Genomic DNA, 22409 nt, shown 5'->3' on the forward strand with positions numbered 1-22409 from the left:
AATCCCTGTCTCTCCGCAATAAATGCTGAAAATCAGCAAATTGTGAAATAAACACCCAATTTTACACCCAAGAATGTAAAATTGGGTGTTTTTGCATTATTTAAGATTAGCTTTATTGCAGTTATATAAAGGTAATCAAATGGAGTTTAGTATACTATCATTTGACTACCTTTTTTGATTTATTCTATGATGCCGGGTTTAGGGATTATGTGCATAACGAATCGTTGGTTATCTTTATTCCCTCTAATATCAGGTTGAACTCTAAATTTACTTGATTGTCCACTTCCTGAAATTAGAACCTCACAATTGCCAAGTGAATCGAACTCAATACCATTACTTGACCAGAATTTAATTAAAGCTAATGCTCTTTCATAGCTAAGCTCATAATTTCTTGTATAATAATCTTTTGATGATTGTCCTTCTATGATAAGCATATATTGAGCTTCTGGAATTTTGCTTTTGGCACTATTCATAAAATGGGCGATTGCCAGACCTGCTTTTAGTAATTTATCAAGTTGCTCTTGCTCTATATCATAAATATTAGAACTATAGGTATTAAAAGATACTTCAATGTCTTTTAATGTATGCCTCTTAAATTGCTCATCGTATGCGAAATACTTATTATCTATCTCTTTAATAGAGTTATTTAGTTCTTCGATTTTTCTGAGCTGTTCTTCTTTAGCATTTACCTCTTTATCTAATTGGTCATTAATGCCTTTCATTTTAACAACGCACACTATAAATAAAACAAGCATAATAAAAAATAAGCTTGTCATGAGGTCAGAATAACTTAACCAGAAAGTGTTACTTCTGTTTCTTGGCATAATTACTTTTCTTCTTTTAAGTCCTTAATAGATTTTGTCATTGTTTCTATTGCCTTAAGAATAGATTTGTTCAATTCTATGCTATCAAGTTGAGCGTTATGATAATCTGTTCTAAGGTTTAAGATTTCGCCTTTCATATCCTTATAACATTCCGCTTGAACTTGCGTATATTGTACCATTGTATCAAGCACTTCTTTCAATTTATCAAATGTATCAAAGAACTCTTTATTATTAGCCACAAAATTTTGTATATGTTCTGTTGAAGCCGTAAGTTGGGTAGATAAGCTTTCAGATACTTGCTTCCCTTCAGATATAAACAAGTCAAATTCCTTTCTCCAAATATCCCTTGCTTCTGCTCCTGTTGGAAAATGAGTCGTTATGGCTTCTTGAAATTCGCGTTGAAGTTCTGTTGTCTTGTTTTGATTACTGACCACCACAGACAATCCTGTAGAAAAGTCCTTGAACTTATCAATGATTGTTTGAGTTTGATTAACAATACCTGATACATTTGCTATGGTAGAATTAAGTTGTTCTTGATAAGATTTGAAAACATTTAAAGAATCGGCAGAATCTTTTAACTGCATAAATGTTGCAGCTATTTTATTAGCCGTTTGCGTAAGGCTCAGTTTATTTATTTCGGCTAAGACAAGATGCTGTTTTTCAAGATTGTCATTCAATAATTCTGCCGAATTAGCATACGCATCAAGATTACGTCCGAACTTGTCCACAAAATGTCCAAGCACACCTTTTAATGAATTTAGACTTGAAGCCATACTATTTGATAATAACGGCATCAACTCTCTTCTTAAAAAGTTCATGTATTCTTCTTTGCCCTCATTGGATTTGGCTACAGCAGATTTATATGATATAGCGCTATTATATACAGTAAAGCCCAATCCCAGTAAACTTGCGCACATGGCTGCTATAATACCATACAAAAGATGCTGCAATCCACTTAAATTATCAGTTTCGCCAAAAATCTGATTGAAATCAACCCCTATCAGCCCCGTAATTATACCAACGAATGTTCCTGCTAAACCTAAATAAAGAGGAACGTTAAGGCTATTATGTATTTCATCTTCTAATGCTCCTTTTTGACTATCACAAATATCTTCAAGTATTCCCAAATCTGCGCTTGTTCCAGTGTTTTTGCACAAATATTCATTAGTGCGATAAATAATCAATCCTAATTTCCCATAGATATTTTTGTTTTGAGGAACTATCAACGACAAATCTGTATATTCATCACCGCTATCATCTTCATCGCTATAACGGGAAGGTATGTTCTGCAAGAACTTCTGTAATGAGGACTTATTTTGCAAGATACCAGATGTTATCGATGTTTCTTTGAGAGACAAATTATCAACATCTTCAAATAGACCTTCCAATTCTGAAATTTTTTTCTTTGTTTTAAGAAAGCTATAGATTTGGGCTGCAATAACAATCAAGACAACTATTATAGCAATAATCAAGCCGATATATTCATGTAAATTATTCATTGTCATTATATTTTTTGATTATTTGATTTCGTCGAACAAATTGTTGGTTTGTTCCTTTCTCTTTTCTTTCGCTTTTTTCTTTAACTCTTTCTTAAATTCTTTTTCTCTGATTTTTTTCTCTTCTATTTCCTCCTTGTTCATAGGCTTATAATTATCCATATTATCAGGATATTTACCCTCTATATATAATTTTACCAAGCCAGCATGAGACATAGGTTTTGAAATATCACGAAAATCTATATTTGTATTATAGTCAAGTAAGACTATATCTTGAATTTTGCTTTGTTCCTTTATTCTCTCTACAACATGGTGGACTTCTGGCACATTATCTAACACCCATTTATAGGTAGGAAGATAAATGAGCATTCTTGCTTCAAAATACCCCAACAGCTCTTTGCTGTATGCACCCTTACTGTGCCCTTTGGGTACACCATATTTCCGTACCGTTCTTTTCAAATCACGCATGGTGTCATTCTTAAATGTTGCAAAATCAACGCCTACACCTTCAAAGACCTTTAACCCTTGCCACACAGCTTCAACACAAGTTGCCTTTAATCCGTCAGTAAAAGGAATAGGAATGTTCCCATGAGGATAAAATGGACTCAGAATCTTTGCATACCGAGTCTCTGAGTTAGAAGTGATATCCAAGATTACAGCGTCTGGATATTCTTCTTTTATCTTCTCCAATTTTCGTTTCCTACTTTCTATGTATATCATAATCAAAAAGTATCAAGGTTTATAATATATTTCTTGGGAATGAATGTCATGACCATTACTTCCGCTTGGAAATACGGTCGTTCATTTTCGTCTAAATCAAAATGTTTATGTGCCTTAACGGTGGAAAAATGTATTTTCTTAAAATCTTCCAAGGATTTGCCTATATTAGGTGTTCGTTTCGTAGTTGTAGCATTCATGTCTGCATACATTGTATGCTGCAAATATACCACACTTGGATCTATTCTTAGAATGACAGGATTACTAATTCTCCCATCTTTCATGGCAACATACATCATAGGATGTTCTGTTGTGAAGCTCAAACGAACATAGTCTTGTAAATTCCGCATCTCATCCAAATTACGGCTTAAATTTCCGCCTCCGGGATTCGGTATGTCGATTTTATGCTTTTCACAATAACTCCAAGACAACAACCCTCCATGCCGTTTAATGGATGGAATATTCCTTCTATCTGTAAAATGATACAAATAGCGGATACCATTGTTTTCCAATACTTGCTTGAATGCAAGCCAATTTTCTTTGCGTTCAGCAGACAACGATTCCAATCTTTGCCTTTCCGCTTGTTCGGCTTGTTCTTTTTTTGGGGCTTCTTCCGCAAGTCTATTTGCTTCCTGCTGTCGCCGTATTCGTTCTTCTGCTATTCTTTTTTCATTCTCTACCTTTTCCTTTTCTTCTCTTTCTCTTTTCTTACGTTCTTCTTCCTCTTTGCGTTTTTGCTCTTCGGCTAACTTAACAAATCTTTCATGTTCTAATTCTTTTTCTAATTCAGATAATGATTTTTGTATATTCGCATATTGTTTTATTATAATCGAATCTTTTGTACGCACTATTTCATGCGTAATTTCATCCATTATTTGCTTTGCCTCTTGACACTTTCGCTGCGCAATAAGGATTTCAAGTTTATCCAATAATAATTTTGCCTTTTCCTCTCGTACTTTTAATTCATATGCCTCTTTTCTTAATCTTTCATCTTTTAAAGCTTGGAGAGAAGGTATATTCTCAAATTTATGCGGTGAAAAGACACGAGTTTGTAATTCATCTTTTTGGGGAGGAATATTTAAAACATACCAATCAGTTGATGATTGTTTAAGTTTGTCCCTATTTTGCTTTACACGTTCTTTTCTTTTGTCAAATTCATCACAAAGCGATTTAGGTGCAGATGGCTTGAGTTCACCATTTGAAAGGATTTCAGTTGGTGAACTATCATATAATCCAAACAGTTTTTTAAGCCATTTAAAAATCATACTATATACCTTTTAACACGAAGCGTGGAACTGCAATATATGTTTTGATATATATTCTGAAAACTCGAAAATGAAAACAAAAGCATAACAACTGCAAATATAATCGTTAATATACAGTGTTTTATGTGGTATCGGATTCGGGATAGACATCTTAATTTGTTTTAATCCGTTTCAAGTTTCTTCGGGATATATGGGAACATGTATGGGAATTATTGTACCTTTGCATCGTGAATCAAAAACGCATTGCCGATGAAAGTTTCCGTATATCTGAAAAAGAGCGATTCCCAGACCTCGAACATCTGCTTCCGGGTCAGGGAGAAGAACGTGGACATAAAGGTCGTTTCTCCCCTTGCCGTATATGACAAGTATTGGGATGCGGACACGCTCAGTTATAGACGCACGACGGCAGTACCTGCCACCGAACAGAAACGCTTGCCCGAACAGATAGCCGCCATCATCGAGAGGGTAGAAAAGACCTTTTCGGATAAGGCGAACAGCAAGTGGCTGAAGCAGGCCATAGAGGACGTGCTGTACCCTGTCCGCGCCTTCGAGCGCAACCATCCGAACCTGCTCTGCCGTATTCATGAATATTTGGAGAAGTTTGACGGTGCGGAGAGAACCAAGGAGCACATCATACGCTTCGAGCGCAAGATGTCACGTTACCACGACTACCAACGGGAGATACTGGGCAACACAGATTTCACCCTCTTTGTGGAAACCGTCACACTGGAACAGATGAACGATTTCCGGGATTATGTCGCAGATGAATACCTGCTGCGTCAGGAACATCCCGAATTTTATGCCACTCGTATGCTCATCAACCATAAGCCCAAGCCGCTGTCCAACACGACCGTCATCAACATCATGAACCTCTTCTGTACGTTCCTGCACTGGTGCAAGAAAATGAAGTATTCCGACAACGAGGTCTATGCCCTCTATGGCTGCAAGGAACCGACATACGGCGATCCGTTCTTTCTTACGTCAGAGGAAAGGAATATCCTGTACGATGCGGATCTAGGTGACAACCCCAAACTGGCGGTCATCCGGGACATTTTCGTGTTTCACTGCTATATCGGCTGCCGTGTCAGTGACCTTTACAGGCTGACAAGGGAGAATATCAGAGACGGCTTTGTAGAATACATGCCGCAGAAGACAAAGAAGTGTCAGGCAAAGACCGTCAGAGTACCATTACATGAAAAGGCATTGAAGATACTGGAACGCTATGATGCAAATGCGGATAAATTACTTCCATTCAAGTCTATACACACCTATAACCTCGGCATAAGGGAGCTGCTGAAGCATTGCGGTATAGACCGTATGGTCACCATCCTTGACACGCACGGCTACAATACCGTGCAAAGACCCTTGTACGAGGTGGCTAGCAGCCATACGGCACGGAAGACCTTTGTAGGCAACCTGTACAAGCAGGTACCCGACCCGAACCTGATAGCCTCCATGTCGGGACACGTGGAGGGAAGCAAGGCGTTCAGACGTTACCGCACCATTGACGACGACATGAAGCGCAAGCTGGTTGAAATGATAAATTAGGAAACTTAAAAAGGATACATATATGAAAGTGACGGCATTCATCAGAAAGACATCGGCCAAGAACAACGTGACGGATCTGGCACGTGTCTATTTCCGTGTCCGGGATGTTGGCGGAGTGGACATCAAGGCTGCAAGCGAACTGTCCATCAATCCCAACCACTGGAGCGCGGAGAAGCAGGGGTACAAGCCCCGTGTGGCCCTGGTATCGGAAGAGAAGCGGATGAACTTCGACAGGGACATCCAGCAGATAACCCACCTTATCACCAAGGAATACCACCGTGGCGTGGACGGCAACTGGCTGAAAGGGCTGATAGAGGAATACCACCATCCCAACATCAACGCAAGGGGCGGAAACAAGGCAGAAGAATACCTGCTGTCATATCAGATACAAAAATATATCGACGAGACTCCGCTTGCGCACGACAGCATGAAGCACCATCTGGACAATCTCAACAAGGTGCTGCGCTACGAGCGTTTCCGGCACGAGGTCATGCACCAGCGCGGATTCCACCTCTGCATCGACTCCATCACGGCAGATGACATAAGGGACTTCAAGTTCTGGATACAGGAAGAATACAGGTATGTGGATATGTACCCGGCATTCTATCAGAACGAACTGCGCCGCAATGTCGAGCAGAAGCGTTCCGAAAACAGCATGTCGGGCAGTCTCTACCGCATCCGTACCGTCATCAAGTGGTGCATCAAGCGCGGACTGACAAGAAACAATCCGTTTGACCAGTACCAGATTACCCAGCCCATGTATGGTGACCCGTTCTATCTTACTCTTGAAGAGCGGGACAAAGTGTACTATGCCGATTTGAGCGGATTGGGTGCAACCTATCCGGTCTACCGTGACATATTCATGTTCCAGTGCCTTATCGGCTGCCGTGTCAGCGACCTGAACAGGCTGACCAAGGCGAACATCGTTGACGGCTGTGTGGAGTATATCCCGCAAAAGACCAAACTGGAACACGCCAACACGGTACGAGTTCCTTTGAATCAAAAGGCACTGGATATACTGGAACGGTACAAGGATCTGGAAGACGCGCTGCTTCCCCGGTTTTCTCACTTCGGCTACAACAGGAAGATAAAGGAAATCCTCAAGTATGTGGGCATCGACCGTATGGTCAGGGTGCTTGACCCGAAGACACGCGAGGATGTGGCAAAGCCTTTATATGAGGTGGCGACCACCCACACGGCATGGAAAACCTTTATAGGCAACCTTTACAAGCAGGTCAAGGACCCGAACCTGATTGCCTCCATGTCGGGGCATTCGGAAGGAAGCCGGGCTTTCGCCAGATACCGCAAGATTGATGACGAGATGAAGAAGGAGCTGGTAAACCTGTTGGATTGACCGTTTCCCTCATTTCTTATACCCTATTTATATTCAACCCGATAAAGCAGCATGAATATGGACGAGCATAAACTGACATACGAACAGTTTAAGGCAGATATTCTCCAGTGGAAAAACACTCACAGGGAGGAATATTGCCGTTTCGCACGCCTGATGACAAACGGTGACGAAAGGCAGTACCTGGCCATCTGCCGGAGCATATTCAAGCAACTGCCTAAAATCAAAACGGAATGGGAGTTATGCTGGAACGATGACAGTAAGGATGATTTCAACGATATAGACCTGCTGTTCAAGGAGGAATCTGTGCCAAAACAGATTGTGGAGACGTTTCAGAAGCAAAGGGAAAACAATAATTCAAACGATTCGGTACTGGTTTCATTATGGGGCAGGGTAAAATCCTTTTTTAGCGGCAAGTACCGACATATTACCCTTTCGGCACCGCTTGTACTGAGTTGGCTGTATTACGGCAAGAGTTTCGAGGCGATGGTCAGCATGATAGACAAGCAGATGAAGCACCCGAAAGTGGATAATGCCGACAGGCAAAGTTGCTCTTTTGTTGCCAAACAGATTATAGATGTATCCATTAAAAACGGTTTCCGCACCAAAGCCGACTGGGACAGATATTTTTCCATGAACGATGCCATTAGGAAAGGCAATATCGGTGAATGGGCGTTACAGTCCGTCACAGATGAAATGAAGGCTGGCAATGACAATAACGCCTGTACAACAAATTTAGAGGAAACCAATATTGATACAACAACAGCACAACGTACAGCCGGAAAGAAAAAGATACAGGAGCGGCCACTTGCGGAATATCTTGACTGCGAGAACAAGGAGGCTGTAATACAATGCATCCGCAATTTTGTCACTGTCAATACAAATGCCGTCCATCAGGCACTGCCGTTCTATGTATTGAAGGAGTTGCGCCTGGTTGCCGGTATGCATACGGCCAAGGAATACAGCACAGGACTGGCCTTGCAATTCCCGGACTTGCTGACGCTGAAAAGCGAGAGTGCCATACGGCAGGCGGTCGGGTCTCTGAAAACGACAAGGCACGTCATCAAGGACGGCAAAGACCAGTCGGCGCTGCTTATCGAAAGTGACGAGAACCGGGAGTTGTTCCAGACATTAGTGGGGTCAATCAGAAATATTATCGGCACGGATAAAGAAACAGATATGGTAGAATAGAGTAAAATAAAGCCGTTTTATATGGTCATACAGACTTGAATTGTCATGACAATTTAAGACAATCCATTATATATCAATCTGTTTTAATTCATATATACTTTTGCACCGTCAATCCTTTTCCCGAGGATTTGGCGGTGCTTCTCTTTTATAAGCCATCGGAAGCGGAGCATCAGGGAACTTTTGAAGATGGCCGTCAAAAACTTCAAAAGCTGATATTTATGATTACTATTGAAAGTCTGGTCGAGCAGGGGGCGAACGTAAAACTGGAAGTCACTCCCACAGACCTTGAAATGTTTGCGGAATCCATCGTGCAGCGCACCATCATGGCGCAGCAGGAAGAACACAAGGCTGCCATGCAGCGCGAAGCGGAAGAAGGCTGGCTGAATACGAAGCAAGTCCGTGAGCTGTTAAACGTGTGCGAGGGTACGCTCAACCTATGGGCGAAGCGCGGCTATCTTGTCCCGGTCAAGGTCGGCAACAAGAACATATATGCCAAGTCCGATGTGCGCCGTGTGCAGACGGGAGGCAAGTCAGAGAGTGTAACATCCTATTGCAAGAAGAGAAATGGATGACATGAAGAACCCCCGGCTTGAACTGTGCAACCGGATACGCATGGAGGCGGAGCATACCGAAGACACAGGCTTCCCCTTGGCTGTGTTTCCGCAGACCGTACAGTCAATCATACTCGACATGGCCACATATGAGAACTACAAGACGGAGTTTATCGCAACGTCCATGCTGTCGGCCGTGTCCGCAGCATTGGGCGGCACATACCGCATCCGTATCAAGGGTGACTGGCAGAGCAACGGTGCGTTGTACATCATTCTGGTAGGCAGGCCCGGACTGGGCAAGACACCGCCATTGGAGGCGGCATACCGTCCTATACGGAAGCATGACTATGCCCTGTTCAAGGCGTATGCAGCAGAGATGGAAGCATGGAAGGCGGCAGGAGAAAACGGGAGGAAGCCTGTCCTGAAACGTACCATCGTGTCCGACTTCACACCCGAATCGCTAATGCTGACGCACAACAACAATCCGAGAAGCGTGGTCATTCTGGTGGACGAGATAATGGGCATGTTCAACTCCGCCAACCGCTACACGAACGGACAGCTCATAGAACAGCTGCTTACCGCATGGAGTGGCGGAGCTTTGGACGTGACAAGGGTAAACAACGCCATTCCCGTCCACATAAAACATCCGTGCATCAACATCATCGGGGGTACACAGACCAAGCGTGTACATGAACTTCTCAGAAAGGGATTCGAGGAAAACGGACTGCTTGACCGCATCCTGTTCGTTATGCCCAAGTCCCCAGAAATATCAAAGTGGATAAACCGGGACGATGACGGGGAGATGACTTCCTTGGCTGCAACACGGTGGGAGAACATATTGAACAAGGTTCTTGCCTTGGACTATGAAGCCGAAGCGGAAGAAAGGATACCTCATGTGCTGTCTATGGCCAGAGATGCCAAGGAATACTTTTTCTCATGGTGGAACAGGAAAGTGGAGCGTATCAATCAAATAGAGAATGATGCCGAGGTGGACAGCCGAGAGATGAAACATCCTACTCATGTAGCACGGTTGGCTCTGATAATTCAGGTCTTGCGATATGCTTCCGATGAAAGCCATCTGCAATTTGTGGATATGGCATCAGTGAAAGCCGCCATACGTCTGAATGACTACTTCGAGGATTCATATATCCGTCTCCGTTCCTTCGTGGCGAACGACACCTGTGAAGAGCCACCGAAGGTGTTGCTGTCATTGCTACCTGATACTTTTGATACAAAGACGGCCATTGCCATAGGCAAAGAATTGCAGGGTGTCAGCGAGCGTACTGTGATGAACTATCTCAAGGAACTATGCCACAGCCGTCTTCTGCGGAAAGCGAAAGCCGGACATTACGAGAAAGTCATGTATGGATCCGGCAAATACTCCATAAATGAAAATGAGTAATCAACCAAAGACTGCAATGAAATGCCCCCTGTTGCAGCTTGCAGTTTCTTCAGTCTTGCAGTTTCGAGTTATTGAAAACGGAAAAATCCTGCAAAACTGCAAGGACTGCAGACTGCAAATAACCTTTCGGTTTGCAGGAATCAAAAAGAGATAGCTATGAGTGAATACAGATTCCATCTCCAGAAATACAGTCCGGGCAGCAAGACCGTCTGTCCCGGATGCGGCAGGAAAGCCTGTTTTACCCGGTACGTTGACGAGGAAGGGCAGGTTTCGTTTCCCGGCAATGTGGGCAAGTGTGACCACATCAACAGTTGCGGCTACCACTATACACCCAGAGAATATTTTCATGACAACCCTGCTGTCAAGGATACTTTGACCGGACAAGATGGGTATGGCAATGTTACATCAACAGTCATAAAATCAGTAGTAAAATCATCACCTAAATCACAGCCACAGATTCCTTATCTTCCTTATGCTTGGGTGGAGCTGTCCATGCAGAGGTTTAACATCAACCCTTTATACCGATACCTGACCATTGTGGCAGGTAAAGAGAAAACGGAACGGCTGTTCAATCTCTACAAGGTCGGTACATCCAAGATGTGGCACGGTGCGACTGTGTTCTGGCAGATTGATGTCAACGGTAATGTCCGGGCTGGCAAGATTATGGGCTATGATGCAACAACCGGACATCGTATCAAGCAGCCATTCAGTCAGGTCAGCTGGGTACATTCGGTAAGAAAGATACCGGGGTTCCACATGAGACAATGCCTGTTCGGTGAGCATCTGCTGGCTGATACTTCATCTCTGGCAAGAACCGTTGGCATTGTAGAAAGCGAGAAAACAGCACTGATTGCAGCATTGTTCATCCCTGATTTGGTATGGCTCGCCACCGGAGGGATGCACGGCAGCTTCAACAGCGAGGCCATGCAGGTACTACGAGGGCATGATGTGGTTCTCTTCCCCGACCTCAAGGCAACGGGTGAATGGCGGTGCAAAGCCAAGATGCTACAGTCCATTTGTAAATCTGCCACCTGTTCCGATCTGTTGGAGAAGATGGCGACCGATGAACAGCGTAGTCGGGGACTGGACATCGCCGACTTCCTCCTGATGGAAGATACACCGCAGATGATTCTACAGAAGATGATAGAACTCAATCCCGCGTTACAGACCTTCATCGACACCTTTGAACTCGAACTGGTAGATGCAGGAAAGATGGAATGAAGGAGGCACAACGGACAGCTCGCTGTTCCATGAAAATGGGGTTGTAAAATCCCGTAGCTTATTAGGGCATTTTCACCACCTCCGCTTCGCGTCCGGCAGTCAAAAAGCCCATAAACCGAGGACACTCCTCAGGCTCCGGGTATGCCTTCGGCTGTCTAACGGGATTTTACAACAAGAATAACAATAAAATAACGAACAGATATGAGTAATACACAATACGCTGTCTGCCACCTGCAGCGTGGCAGCGGTAATGACAGTGGAATGTCATGCCATATAGAAAGAAAGGATGCCAAGGGAAAGGTTTATGTGCCGGTCAATGCCGACGCAGACCGGACACATCTCAACCGTGAGTTGGTCAGATTTTCCGATGGCGTGTCCAATCGCACCGAGGCGATACAGCGCCGCATCGAGACCGTCGGGCTGCGCCGCAAAGTCAGCAAGAACCAGACAAAGGCAATACGCGTAATGCTGACCGGAACACATGAACAGATGATGAAAATTGCCAATGACGGCAAACTGGACTATTGGATCGATGCCAATCTCAAATGGCTAAAGGAGACCTTTGGTAACGAGAACCTTGTGTCCTGCGTTCTGCACATGGACGAAAAGACCCCGCACCTGCACGCCACAGTCGTGCCCGTTGTAACCGATGAGCGTATCCGCAGGAAGCGGGAGGGCGAAAAGAAATATGAAACGAAGTCCGGACCCCGTCTGTCGGCGGACGATGTGATGCGTCGTACCAAATTACATGAATACCAGAACAGCTATGCCAAGGCCATGAAACCGTTCGGTTTGCAACGTGGGATTGTCGGCTCTACCGCCAAGCATCAGACGAACTCGGAATATTACAGGCAGCAGGTAATCCAATATGAGGAAGACATTACCAGATTACAGGCAGACATTGAACGGGCAAAAGAAGGCAGAAGTACCGTACTGTCGTGGTTCGGCAAGGGAGACCTTGCTAAGGCAAAAAAGGAACTTGCGAACAAGGATGAGCTGATTGCCAAACTCAATAAACAGATTAAGGAACTTCAGGCAGAAAAGGTTCGATTGCAGGAACAACATAAATCAGAAATCGGGAAACTACGGAACGGCTATCAGAAAGAGATAGACGCGGCCATCCGCAGGGCGGAAACCGCCGAGCGACAGTCAAAAGAGAAAGATACAGTCATAGACAGGCAACGGAAGCAGATAGGCTTGCTTGACCGCAAGGTCAATCCGCAGCGTTACAGCCTGTCATCCGGTGCAAAACTTGTACGTACCAATGTCTCAAACTATCGGAATCCGTCACTCCACATCTGGACTCGGGTCGGAGAGGAACTTTTCGAGAACACTAAATTCCAAATAGACTATGATGTGGCCCAAAGGCATTTCAACGGACAAATCACGGACGAGGAGTTTGTCAATGCAGTATTCGAGCCGCAGGAACAGGTAAGCGCAAGACAAGCGGAGTTATTGGGAGCAGCGTTCACCCTTGCAGTCGGAGGCCCGGCACAAGTGCATGTCGGTACAGGAGGTGGAGAGGTGTCTTCGGATTTGCCGTGGAGCGAGAAGAAGCGTGATAATAATATGACTTCATTCAAACGAAAACGATAACAAATAGCGTTGTTTTGTAGGCAAACAATCTTTCTCACAAAAGAATTGCAGTTTTTCGAAGATTTTCTCGAGAATCTGCAATCCTTTTTGTATATTTGTGTCCAAATATTGACAATTCAAAAAGAAGACAATAGATAAGAGAAAAGTTTTATGGATAATAAATCTGTTATACTTCCTAAATGGATTGATAAAATTATCTTTGATGATTTTGAGGCTGTCTATGAACCATGCCCTATGGAGGTGGTTTATAATCCAGATCAACCATACGAATTTGTAAAATTATACCTAGGAACATATTTTCCTAGAAGTTTTGCGGAAGCTTATAGTATTATATCCTCTCTAATGACAAATGATAAATATAAACAATCATTGTATAATTTGCAGGAAATAAACGTGTTAGATTTTTGCTGCGGAACAGGTGGTGAAATTGTAGGCTTACTTGTTGCTTTAAGCGACAATCTTCCCAATTTAAAACGAGTAAATATAAATGCGTACGATGCAAATCCGGATGCAATATTATTTTTATATCATCTTACGGAGTTGATGGAAAAAGCACCAGAATTCAGACTTGAAATCCATATTAATCCTCAATGTATTTATATTGAATCTGAACTGGAAATACAGGATGTTATAAATATGTCAAATGTGCAGTATCATTTTATAATGTCGTTTAAGGCAATAAATGAGTTTGTACAACGTGGAACTTTTAATAAAAGTAATCCGTATGAATTGATAGTTTCGTATTTTTCTCCATTGCTTAAAGCCAATGGAGTCTTTATCATTTCTGATGTAACAACAAAAGTAGATAATGGTTTGTATTATCCACAAATGATGAATAGTGGAATAAATAGATTTTTAAAGAACTCACAGCAATATAAAAGTATCGTGCCAAATGCATGTTACCACCTCGAGAACCAATGTTCCGGTTGTTATATGCAAGATATTTTTCATGTATCCCACAGGGGAAAAAATAGTGATAGAAGTAAAATCGCATACAGAATAATTTGTAATAAATCATTTGCTCAGGAAGTAATGGCTGGATATACTCTAAAAACATGTCGTGCAATAAATCCGTTAGCAGATAAAAATATACCTTATGATTTATGGCACTAGATAATCTTACACCAGACAAAGACCAGCAGATAATCATCAATATGTCTGCAGAACGAACCGCAATAGTTAAGGGAATTGCAGGTTCTGGAAAATCGTTGACTCTTCTAAAGAAGGCCAAACAAGTTTCGACGCTAACTAGTTCCTATGCAATTATAGTTTATACAAAATCACTAAAACAATTTTTTGTTGACGAATTAGCTGAAATTGGACAAAACGAAGGCCATGTATATTATTTTGAAGAATGGAAACGTTCTTCAAAACCGCAATTCACATATATGTTCATAGATGAGTGCCAGGACTTTAATGCTGATGAAATTGCAGATTTTAAGGCTCATGGAAAATACTGCTGGTTTTTTGGAGATTCTAATCAATCAATAATGGAATTCCCAAACCATCCAGTCCAAAGTGTAGAGGAAACAGCTAAACAATTAGGAATTCATCCACAAGATTTGTGTATTAACCATCGTCTCACAATCGAAAATGCAAAGGTTGGTGAACATATACGTCCCGCATCTCGTTTGTCATTTGCATGTATCAAACATGGTCCAAAGCCACGTTTAATACAAACCAAATCGCAACTTGATAAAATTATAGAATACGTTAATAATGGTTTAATAGATGTGGGTATTCTTGTGTATTATAACGATCAAGTTACTATGATTCGGGACTATTTTGTGTCAAAAGGCATACCTGTTCAATGGAAAACACACGATTATATGGATATAGATTTCAAATCAACAAGTCCTAAAATAATTACTTGGCACTGTGCTAAGGGATTACAATTTAATGATGTATTTATTCCATGCTGTGGGCTTAATGAATTCAGGAACTATGTTTACTGGAATATAGAACCAATGACTGAAAAAGAGTCAGCATTATATGTAGCAACAACACGTCCGTTGGAAAATCTTTATCTTTTATATACTGATAATCTAGCACCCAGATTGCCAGCACCTGATTCCCATATCTATGCAGGGAATGAGACTGATGCCAATGGACCATTCTAAATATATACTTTATGAAATTCTATATACCGACATCAAGTTTAAATATGGACAATCTACTTCAGTCTGAATGTATTTTGCCTATATCACATTATGTTCAACGGCTAAGTGGGTATAAATTATATGAACAAATAGAGGAACTTCGGCCTTTTAACGCTATCGTATTATTTAAATATCCAGTTCAATTTACTATTAACGACGTTGGACGCTATAACTATCCAGTGCTTATTGAGTTTGAAGATGATGTACAAACTCAAGATTTTTATGAAAACGAAATACAAGATGGTGTTTGTATTTGTTCTCATACTCTGAATCTGACTCCTACAAATTGCTGTTTCTATTTTTTCTCTGAGCAAGCATATAAAATTACTTTAGTAAATACCCGAAGTAATAAATCCATCAAATACTATAATAATTATTCTATAGTCCCAAATGCCAATAAGTTTAAAACAAGACCACTTCCGAAACTTACGTCTATTTCACATTATGAAGTAGGAGTATTTGAAGATGGAATTATTGATAAACAAAAGGGCGTATTATATGCATATCTCTTAGGAGAGCAGAAATCTGTTAATCATGATTTAGCGGTACAATTAAGGCTTACTCAAGATATATACAACATATTAACCAGTCTTATTTCTACTCCTTCATCTATAACTGTTTTTGGTGAGAAATTATCTTTTTTGTTAGATGAATATAAGAAAATTGATTTAACAGAGAGGAATAGTACAGAACAATTTGAAGTTAACTTGAAGAATGAATTGGGAAACAGATTTTATTTCCTTAAAGGATGTTTAATAGGATTTCTCAAGAATATAAATTGTTGGGATTATATATTCACCTCTTTATGCAAAAAATGGGGATGTTATTTTCTCCCCCAAGTTCCGGAGCTACATACTAAAGATGATTATTTAAGGCTTCGATCTGACATAGAAAAGAGAACAGCATATGCAGTTGATGTCTTACAAAAAAGTCTACCCCCATCTACTTTGAATGATATTTCAATGAATGGAAATACTATTTCAATTTCTAATGCTCCATTAGTTAATGCCGTTATCGATTATGTAATAAAAAATAAACAAACAGTAGAAAAGTTATATGCTAATCGCCTTGGTTTTTATATGGGAGTGATGGAGACCATTGTACCTATATTAAAGGGACAAATAGGTGAAATCAATTGGAAGAAGTCTAAAGAACGAGCATACATAAATGATTTACATGCATTTATTAACGATCCGGCCATCCATTTTGAAATAAATAGAATTGATAACATTGAACTCAAATCTATAGCTGCATTTATATTAAAAGGCCAAAGTTACAATGATTGTATGGCTTTGTGCAAAATGGCAGAATTTGAAAATTATCGTTATATTCTTTCCTTGTGGGGTAGCTTATGTGGTTATATGGAAATGAATAAGGAGGCATTATCCGATATTCTCAACATGTCAACATATTCACTCGTATATAAAAAATTATATGGGAAAAACATGGGAATCTTGTCTCATGATATTGCCAATTCAGAATCTTTTATTAATTGCAGCTCAGAAGAAATTGAAAAACGATCTTGTAAGTTTTCAAAGGAAGAATTATCTTTTATTCTAAAATCAGTAAACTTCAAGGAAGTCACTCAATTGGTAAATAAATTAGAATCGTTTTTATCCGTTTCATCAAAACCTATAAACGAGTGTTTTGAAGATGCTATTAATGAAACGCTATCGAAGAGAGCTAAGAAACAAAAAGAGTTAGCTTGGTTGTCCTTAAAAATCTATCAATCTGTAGATAATTATGATGCATTTTGCACAATATTAGAAAAGAACAACTTGTCTAAAACTGTACAAAAAAATATTTTGAGACATTTTGGTCATAACGAAGAGAAGAAAGGCAAAATCAAAATAAAGAAACAGGATACTCCTTTGTTATTTCCCGAAATGAATAAAGCAACTTCTATAACCCAAAGCATATCAAATCGTTTGCCTAACATTCCGTCCTTTGTAGGATTAGATAAGAATGTATTAAGACGTCTCGAACAAAATTGGTCATTTACAGCATCAAAATATCCTAGCAACAAAGAAGAGCACATTCGTTTCTTTATAAATCTTTGCAAGAAAGAAGGCTTTTCAGGAAATGCAAAAGGACCAACGTCCTTAACATATGTGTTTACACAGGAAATGGCATCTAAAGTTGAAAAAGAATTATTAATATACTATGATATTAGATAAAATTACAATAAAGAATGACTCTGGTATGATTGTAGAAGCAACAGCTCCTGTTATTATTTCAGCAAGTCGTTCTACAGACATACCAGCTTTTTATGCCAAATGGTTTTTCAACCGTTTGACAAAAGGTTATTGTGTATGGTACAATCCGTTCAATCAACAGCCAATGTACATTTCTTTTAAGAATTGTAAGGTTATTGTTTTTTGGACAAAGAACCCCAAACCGATATTGCCATATTTGCACAAACTTGATGAACGTAGAATTCATTATTATTTTCAATTTACTCTTAACGATTATATAAATGAAGGATTTGAGCCAAATGTCCCGTCTATTGAAGAAAGAATCGAAACATTTAAGCAATTATCTCAAATGATAGGTAAAGAGAGAGTGATATGGAGATTTGATCCACTTATAATCACTTCATCTATAAGCCCAAGAGAGTTGCTTAAAAGAATATGGAATGTCGGCAATAAACTGAAAGGATATACTGACAAGTTGGTTTTCAGCTTTATAGATGTAAAAGCATATCGAAAAGTTCAAAATAATCTCGTAAAAGAAACAATGTTCTTTACGAAAGAGGATGTTGAAAATGCAGAAGCAAACCATGCTCAGCGAATAGAAATTGTTGAAGGTCTTCAGAAAATTCGATCCATTTGGAAAGAACAAGGATGGAATGTTGAAATGGCAACTTGTGCAGAAGATATAGATTTAGAGTCTTATGGCATAGAACATAATCGTTGTATTGACGGAGAACTTATGAAACGCATATTCTCTGACGATAAAGAATTAGTTTATTATCTTCATACATTGAAATGGCCGGAAAGAGATATGTTTGGAGAACTTCCGCCAATCCCCCAGAATACGAAAAATGTTAAAGATTCCGGACAACGCAAGGTTTGCGGATGTATGGTGAGTAAAGATATTGGAATGTATAATACTTGTCGTCATTTCTGTGTATATTGTTATGCCAACACAAGTAAAAAAATGGTAATGGACAATATGAGAAAGCATTCTGATGAAAGTGAAAGTATTATTGAATAAGTGTGTCAGTGTAATCCAAAATGCATAAATAGATCAATGTTAGAACTTGAACTACAACAATATCTACATCGTGAATATCCGCAAGAAAATACTTATTGCGAGTGGAAGGAATTTAAGAATTTGAAGAACTCATTCTGCGGGGACGAGAAAGATGATGTCATTTCGTATGTGTCTGTCATTGCCAATATGGAAGGTGGACACTTGGTGATTGGTGTACACGATAAAACATTGAAGATTGTCGGAACGGACACATACAATTATGATAAGCAAAAAGCAATACTGCGACTGACAGAAAGATGCGTAAATCTTTCAACAGAAGGCTTGGATATAGATGAGTTCATCACAGATGATACCAATCGTAAAGTATGGGTTATCCATATTCCTAAACATCTACCTAAGCGCCCTGTGTTTGCGCATAATAAGGCATGGCAGCGAATTGAGGATTCTCTCGTAGAAATGACTACTGAACGCATGAGTGCAATTCTTGATGAACCTATTTTCAGCGAAACGGATTGGTCCGCACAAATCGTACCTGATGCTACGATTGATGACCTTGATGAAGTTGCCATAGCTAAAGCTCGTATGATGTTCAAGAAAGTACATAGCCGAATACCTGAAGCCGAAGTAAATGCATGGACTGTGGAAACATTCTTGAGCAAATGTGGCATAATGAAGAACGGAGGAATTACTCGTGCCGCAATAATCCTTCTTGGTAAATATGAAGCTGCTTTCAAGTTACGTCCGGCTGTTGCACAAGTGACTTGGACAAGGCGGGATGAAAAGCAGGATGTAGTGGATTACGAACACTTCACCGTGCCATTTATATTAACCGTAGATGAGATTTTATCAAAGATTGAAAATCTGACAATGCGTGAAATGCCAGGAGGTACACTCTTCCCTGACACTATGAAGCAATACGATGACTATACCATCCGCGAAGCACTTCATAATTGTATTGCACATCAAGACTACACGATGCAGCAGCGAATCAATTTCGTGGAAAATCCGACATACCTCTATTACTCCAATGCAGGGAGTTTTATTCCTGGCACGTTGGAGAATGCTTTAACGAATGAGGAACCTCAAGCATATTTTCGCAATGAATGTCTTTGCAGGGCAATGGTTGATTTCAACATGATAGATACAGTAAGTAGGGGCATAAAGAAGATGTTCAATGAACAATGGCGTCGCCATTTTCCAATGCCTGATTATGAAATTGACGCTAAAAACAGAAAAGTATCGGTACGCATTTATGGCAATGAGATAAATGAACAATATACCAACTTGCTCAAAACAGACAACTCATTGACCTTGTGGGATTGCATATCATTAGATGCCATCCAAAAGGGCAGAACCATTCATGAGGACATTGCGCATGATTTATTGAACAGAGGGCTCATTGAGGGCGAAGCCCCCAATTATACAATCTCTTTAGGGATTGCTAAAGCTACTCGTCAACTGCAAGGTTACACCAAGCAGAAAGGACTTGATAAGGAAAAAATCAAACAGATGATTTTGCAGTATCTTAAGAATGCTGGTACAGATGGAGCCAAGCGTGATAGCATTTATGAGTACGTCAAAGACGTAATGCCGCAAGTCAAGACAAACGAACAGCAATTGAGACTATTAGGGGATATACTTAGTGCGTTAAGTGCCGATAAACTTATTTATGCAAAAGGGCGGATATGGTTCTTAAAAGAATAGTCATAACGGAAGATTATGACGGTTTATCCCAATTATAGCGGAATTTATAACGGATTTCGTCATATTATAGCGGATAATGAAATCCGATTAACTCATGTCAAATTCGTAAATTGAAGAAGTATGTTATTAGGAGAAAGAATAAAAGAGTTAAGAGAGCAACACGGAGTACTGCAAAGACAATTAGCAGCCTTGCTTGAAATAGATACTCCGATGTTCAGCAAAATAGAGCGCGGTGACAGACGTGCCAAACGAACACAAGTAATACAATTGGCTGAATATTTCAAGGTAGATAAGAATGAACTTCTCACTCTGTGGTTAGCAGACAAAGTATTAGATGCGGTAGAGGATGAAGATGAATTAAAACACGATGCGATAGAGGTCGCACAAAAAAGAATAGGCTAATACTTACAATTGTCGGGAACTATATGGTATCATAATAATCTAATTTCCGACATTATTATTTGATACTCAAATTACTAAATTGCAATATTCGGTTCAAGCGTGGAACTGTATGCCACACTCTACTTGAAGGTCGTAGGAAACCTTGGATACAGATGTAACAATAGCAGCCCACGCTATAGCGTGAGAACCACTATGCTATCCTTGTATCCAATTTGAAAATTTCCTACGTTTTCAAGTACAAGATAAGCATAACGCTTCTTCTTTTTCTTCTATGTCTTGGAAATGGTTGCCCTAATCCACTTACAAAGATATGGAATTTTATTGAGATACAATCAAATACTATCAAGATTACATTCTGAATCCTCTACTTTTTCTTGGTTCTTCTGCTGATTGTCGCAAACCATGCCTTAATTTCTCCCATTGCTCCTTGAACCATTCTCCTATCGGCTGTTTGTTTATAGTTAGTATTAATTTACGATTATCGGTCGGATTTTTTTCTACTTTGAAGATGTCGTTTTTGATTTCAAATCTTCGTCTATGTTCTTCGGAATAGATTTTTCCATTACATCTGATAGCTTCCTTTTTTGTCAAAAGGCTATTTACCATATCTTTGGTAAATCCGATGGCATAACATAGTTTTTCCATTCTCAACATTTCCTTGAGCAATGGAAACCAATTGAACGCTTTTTCAAGGATGGTATTCAGTCGTGATATTTCTCTGTCTTTGGTTTCAAGTTCTTGGTTGTGTATTCCTTGAAGATTGCGTATCTGTTTGCCGTGCTGTTCCTGCATTTGTTGCATCTTGGCTTTTAGTTCGTCAATACCCTTATTGCGCTTGACCACTTCCTGACGCAATTTCTCGTTGGCTTGTTCCAGCTCTTTCAATTTTCCACTTCCGAAAAGAGAACCGACACCGCTTGCTATGGCGGTGGCTGCATTGGTGGCTGTTTTCTTTAGCCTGTCAGTGCGTATTTCTGATTTCACCTGTTTCAGCTCCTGTTCAGCAAGATTTATCTGTTGTTCCTTGTGTCGCTTGGTTTCATCTATACGTTGCAGTTCGGCTTTCTGTTTCTCGATGATGAAATCGCTTCGCTCCAAATGCTCCTTGCCTGTAATGGTTTTGGATTTTCCACGTTCCATAAATAGGATGTCGGATGCCAAGGTCTGCATTTCCATCATATCATTGTCATTGAGCTTTCGGCTCTTGCCTGTGTTGTGGTTCATCCAGTCGAAAACGATATGAGCATGATAATTTGGCTTGAACCATTTTTTACCTACTTGGAAACTTTCCTTGTCCTCTGCATTAGGCTGTCCGTTCAGCCAATGCCCTTCATCTTTGTGCAGGAAGATTTGAAGCGGAGTGATGCCCCAGCGTCTTTGGCATTCTTCGCCAAATTTCTTTACGTCTGCCAGTGTGGTGTCCGGTTTGATGAGCAACACACCCTCACGGATAGGCGAGCATCCTGCCACTTTTATGATTTTTCCGTTCTTCCCTTTGCGCTCACGCTCTTTCTCCTGCATGGCACGACCTGTCTTCTCCTTTACCATCCGTTTGATGTTGTCGTAGTGCGTCTGCAAATTCGAATTGCCGAAGTCCGGGTTTACCCACTGCTCGTTGTCGGCAGAGAGTTCGGACACAATGTAGATTCTGGACTCTCCGATATTACGCATATACTCGGCAGTCCTCCTGTTGTGAGCCTCGCTTGATTTGGTGTTGCAAGGTTTGATATGTATGCTTGATTTTATTGCCATACTACTATTCAGAT

18 protein-coding genes are annotated in these 22409 nt (G+C 40.6%); 13 read left to right on the top strand and 5 right to left on the bottom strand.

Features of this window, described 5'->3' with window-relative positions; all coding sequences use genetic code 11:
* Positions 1–179 precede the first annotated feature (179 nt).
* From BXY_RS19460 to BXY_RS19475, 4 genes are read right to left on the bottom strand one after another with little or no spacing between them, the layout of a single operon-like run.
* The gene (locus BXY_RS19460) at positions 180–824 is read right to left on the bottom strand and encodes a hypothetical protein (RefSeq protein WP_007758894.1); all 645 of its coding nucleotides are present in this window, start codon (positions 822–824) and stop codon (positions 180–182) included.
* Positions 825–826: 2 nt separating this feature from the next.
* The gene (locus BXY_RS19465; RefSeq protein ID WP_225982657.1) at positions 827–2323 is read right to left on the bottom strand and encodes a hypothetical protein; all 1497 of its coding nucleotides are present in this window, start codon (positions 2321–2323) and stop codon (positions 827–829) included.
* An 18-nt stretch (positions 2324–2341) separates the two neighbouring features.
* Entirely contained in the window at positions 2342–3040 is a 699-nt protein-coding gene (locus tag BXY_RS19470; RefSeq protein ID WP_015532738.1) for a DUF6939 family protein, read from the bottom strand.
* A gap of 2 nt (positions 3041–3042) precedes the next feature.
* Positions 3043–4302 carry a DUF4433 domain-containing protein gene (locus BXY_RS19475; protein WP_015532739.1) on the bottom strand — a complete coding sequence of 420 codons (1260 nt, stop codon included), beginning with the start codon at positions 4300–4302 and terminating at the stop codon, positions 3043–3045.
* 249 nt (positions 4303–4551) lie between these two features.
* Here BXY_RS19475 and BXY_RS19480 point away from each other — a divergent pair, with 249 nt between their 5' ends.
* From BXY_RS19480 to BXY_RS19540, 13 genes are all read left to right on the top strand, one after another.
* On the top strand, positions 4552–5850 hold the full coding sequence (locus BXY_RS19480; RefSeq protein ID WP_015532740.1) for a site-specific integrase: 1299 nt from the start codon (positions 4552–4554) through the stop codon (positions 5848–5850).
* 22 nt (positions 5851–5872) lie between these two features.
* The gene (locus tag BXY_RS19485) at positions 5873–7204 is read left to right on the top strand and encodes a site-specific integrase (protein ID WP_015532741.1); all 1332 of its coding nucleotides are present in this window, start codon (positions 5873–5875) and stop codon (positions 7202–7204) included.
* Between the two features lie 51 nt (positions 7205–7255).
* Positions 7256–8392 carry a DUF6043 family protein gene (locus BXY_RS19490; protein ID WP_007833336.1) on the top strand — a complete coding sequence of 379 codons (1137 nt, stop codon included), beginning with the start codon at positions 7256–7258 and terminating at the stop codon, positions 8390–8392.
* Positions 8393–8526: 134 nt separating this feature from the next.
* Positions 8527–8964 carry a helix-turn-helix domain-containing protein gene (locus BXY_RS19495; RefSeq protein ID WP_117682222.1) on the top strand — a complete coding sequence of 146 codons (438 nt, stop codon included), beginning with the start codon at positions 8527–8529 and terminating at the stop codon, positions 8962–8964.
* The gene (locus tag BXY_RS19500; RefSeq protein WP_015532742.1) at positions 8957–10345 is read left to right on the top strand and encodes a DUF3987 domain-containing protein; all 1389 of its coding nucleotides are present in this window, start codon (positions 8957–8959) and stop codon (positions 10343–10345) included. Before BXY_RS19495 ends, BXY_RS19500 begins: the two co-directional genes overlap by 8 nt.
* Positions 10346–10501: 156 nt before the next feature.
* Positions 10502–11566: a DUF6371 domain-containing protein gene (locus BXY_RS19505; RefSeq protein ID WP_015532744.1), complete on the top strand. Its 1065-nt coding sequence runs from the start codon at positions 10502–10504 to the stop codon at positions 11564–11566.
* 201 nt (positions 11567–11767) lie between these two features.
* Positions 11768–13162, top strand: coding sequence for a MobV family relaxase (mobV, locus tag BXY_RS19510; protein WP_015532745.1), 1395 nt, complete (start codon positions 11768–11770; stop codon positions 13160–13162).
* Positions 13163–13312: 150 nt separating this feature from the next.
* Positions 13313–14275 (top strand): hypothetical protein, encoded by a 963-nt coding sequence (locus BXY_RS19515; RefSeq protein ID WP_015532746.1) that lies wholly within the window; start codon positions 13313–13315, stop codon positions 14273–14275.
* Positions 14266–15282: a 3'-5' exonuclease gene (locus tag BXY_RS19520; protein WP_015532747.1), complete on the top strand. Its 1017-nt coding sequence runs from the start codon at positions 14266–14268 to the stop codon at positions 15280–15282. The genes BXY_RS19515 and BXY_RS19520 overlap by 10 nt, the downstream gene beginning before the upstream one ends.
* 11 nt (positions 15283–15293) lie before the next feature.
* Complete coding sequence (locus BXY_RS19525) at positions 15294–17498, top strand: hypothetical protein (RefSeq protein ID WP_022191982.1); 2205 nt, start codon at positions 15294–15296, stop codon at positions 17496–17498.
* On the top strand, positions 17485–18537 hold the full coding sequence (locus BXY_RS19530) for a DUF1848 domain-containing protein (RefSeq protein ID WP_015532749.1): 1053 nt from the start codon (positions 17485–17487) through the stop codon (positions 18535–18537). The genes BXY_RS19525 and BXY_RS19530 overlap by 14 nt, the downstream gene beginning before the upstream one ends.
* Before the next feature lie 36 nt (positions 18538–18573).
* Positions 18574–20241 carry an RNA-binding domain-containing protein gene (locus tag BXY_RS19535; protein ID WP_015532750.1) on the top strand — a complete coding sequence of 556 codons (1668 nt, stop codon included), beginning with the start codon at positions 18574–18576 and terminating at the stop codon, positions 20239–20241.
* Positions 20242–20361: 120 nt separating this feature from the next.
* Positions 20362–20643, top strand: coding sequence for a helix-turn-helix domain-containing protein (locus tag BXY_RS19540; protein ID WP_015532751.1), 282 nt, complete (start codon positions 20362–20364; stop codon positions 20641–20643).
* A gap of 348 nt (positions 20644–20991) precedes the next feature.
* On the opposite strand, the gene BXY_RS19545 is transcribed toward BXY_RS19540, so the two are convergent.
* The gene (locus BXY_RS19545; RefSeq protein ID WP_007758898.1) at positions 20992–22395 is read right to left on the bottom strand and encodes a coiled-coil domain-containing protein; all 1404 of its coding nucleotides are present in this window, start codon (positions 22393–22395) and stop codon (positions 20992–20994) included.
* Positions 22396–22409 lie beyond the last annotated feature (14 nt).

This window comes from Bacteroides xylanisolvens XB1A (assembly GCF_000210075.1).
In the GTDB taxonomy this organism is placed as follows: domain Bacteria; phylum Bacteroidota; class Bacteroidia; order Bacteroidales; family Bacteroidaceae; genus Bacteroides; species Bacteroides xylanisolvens.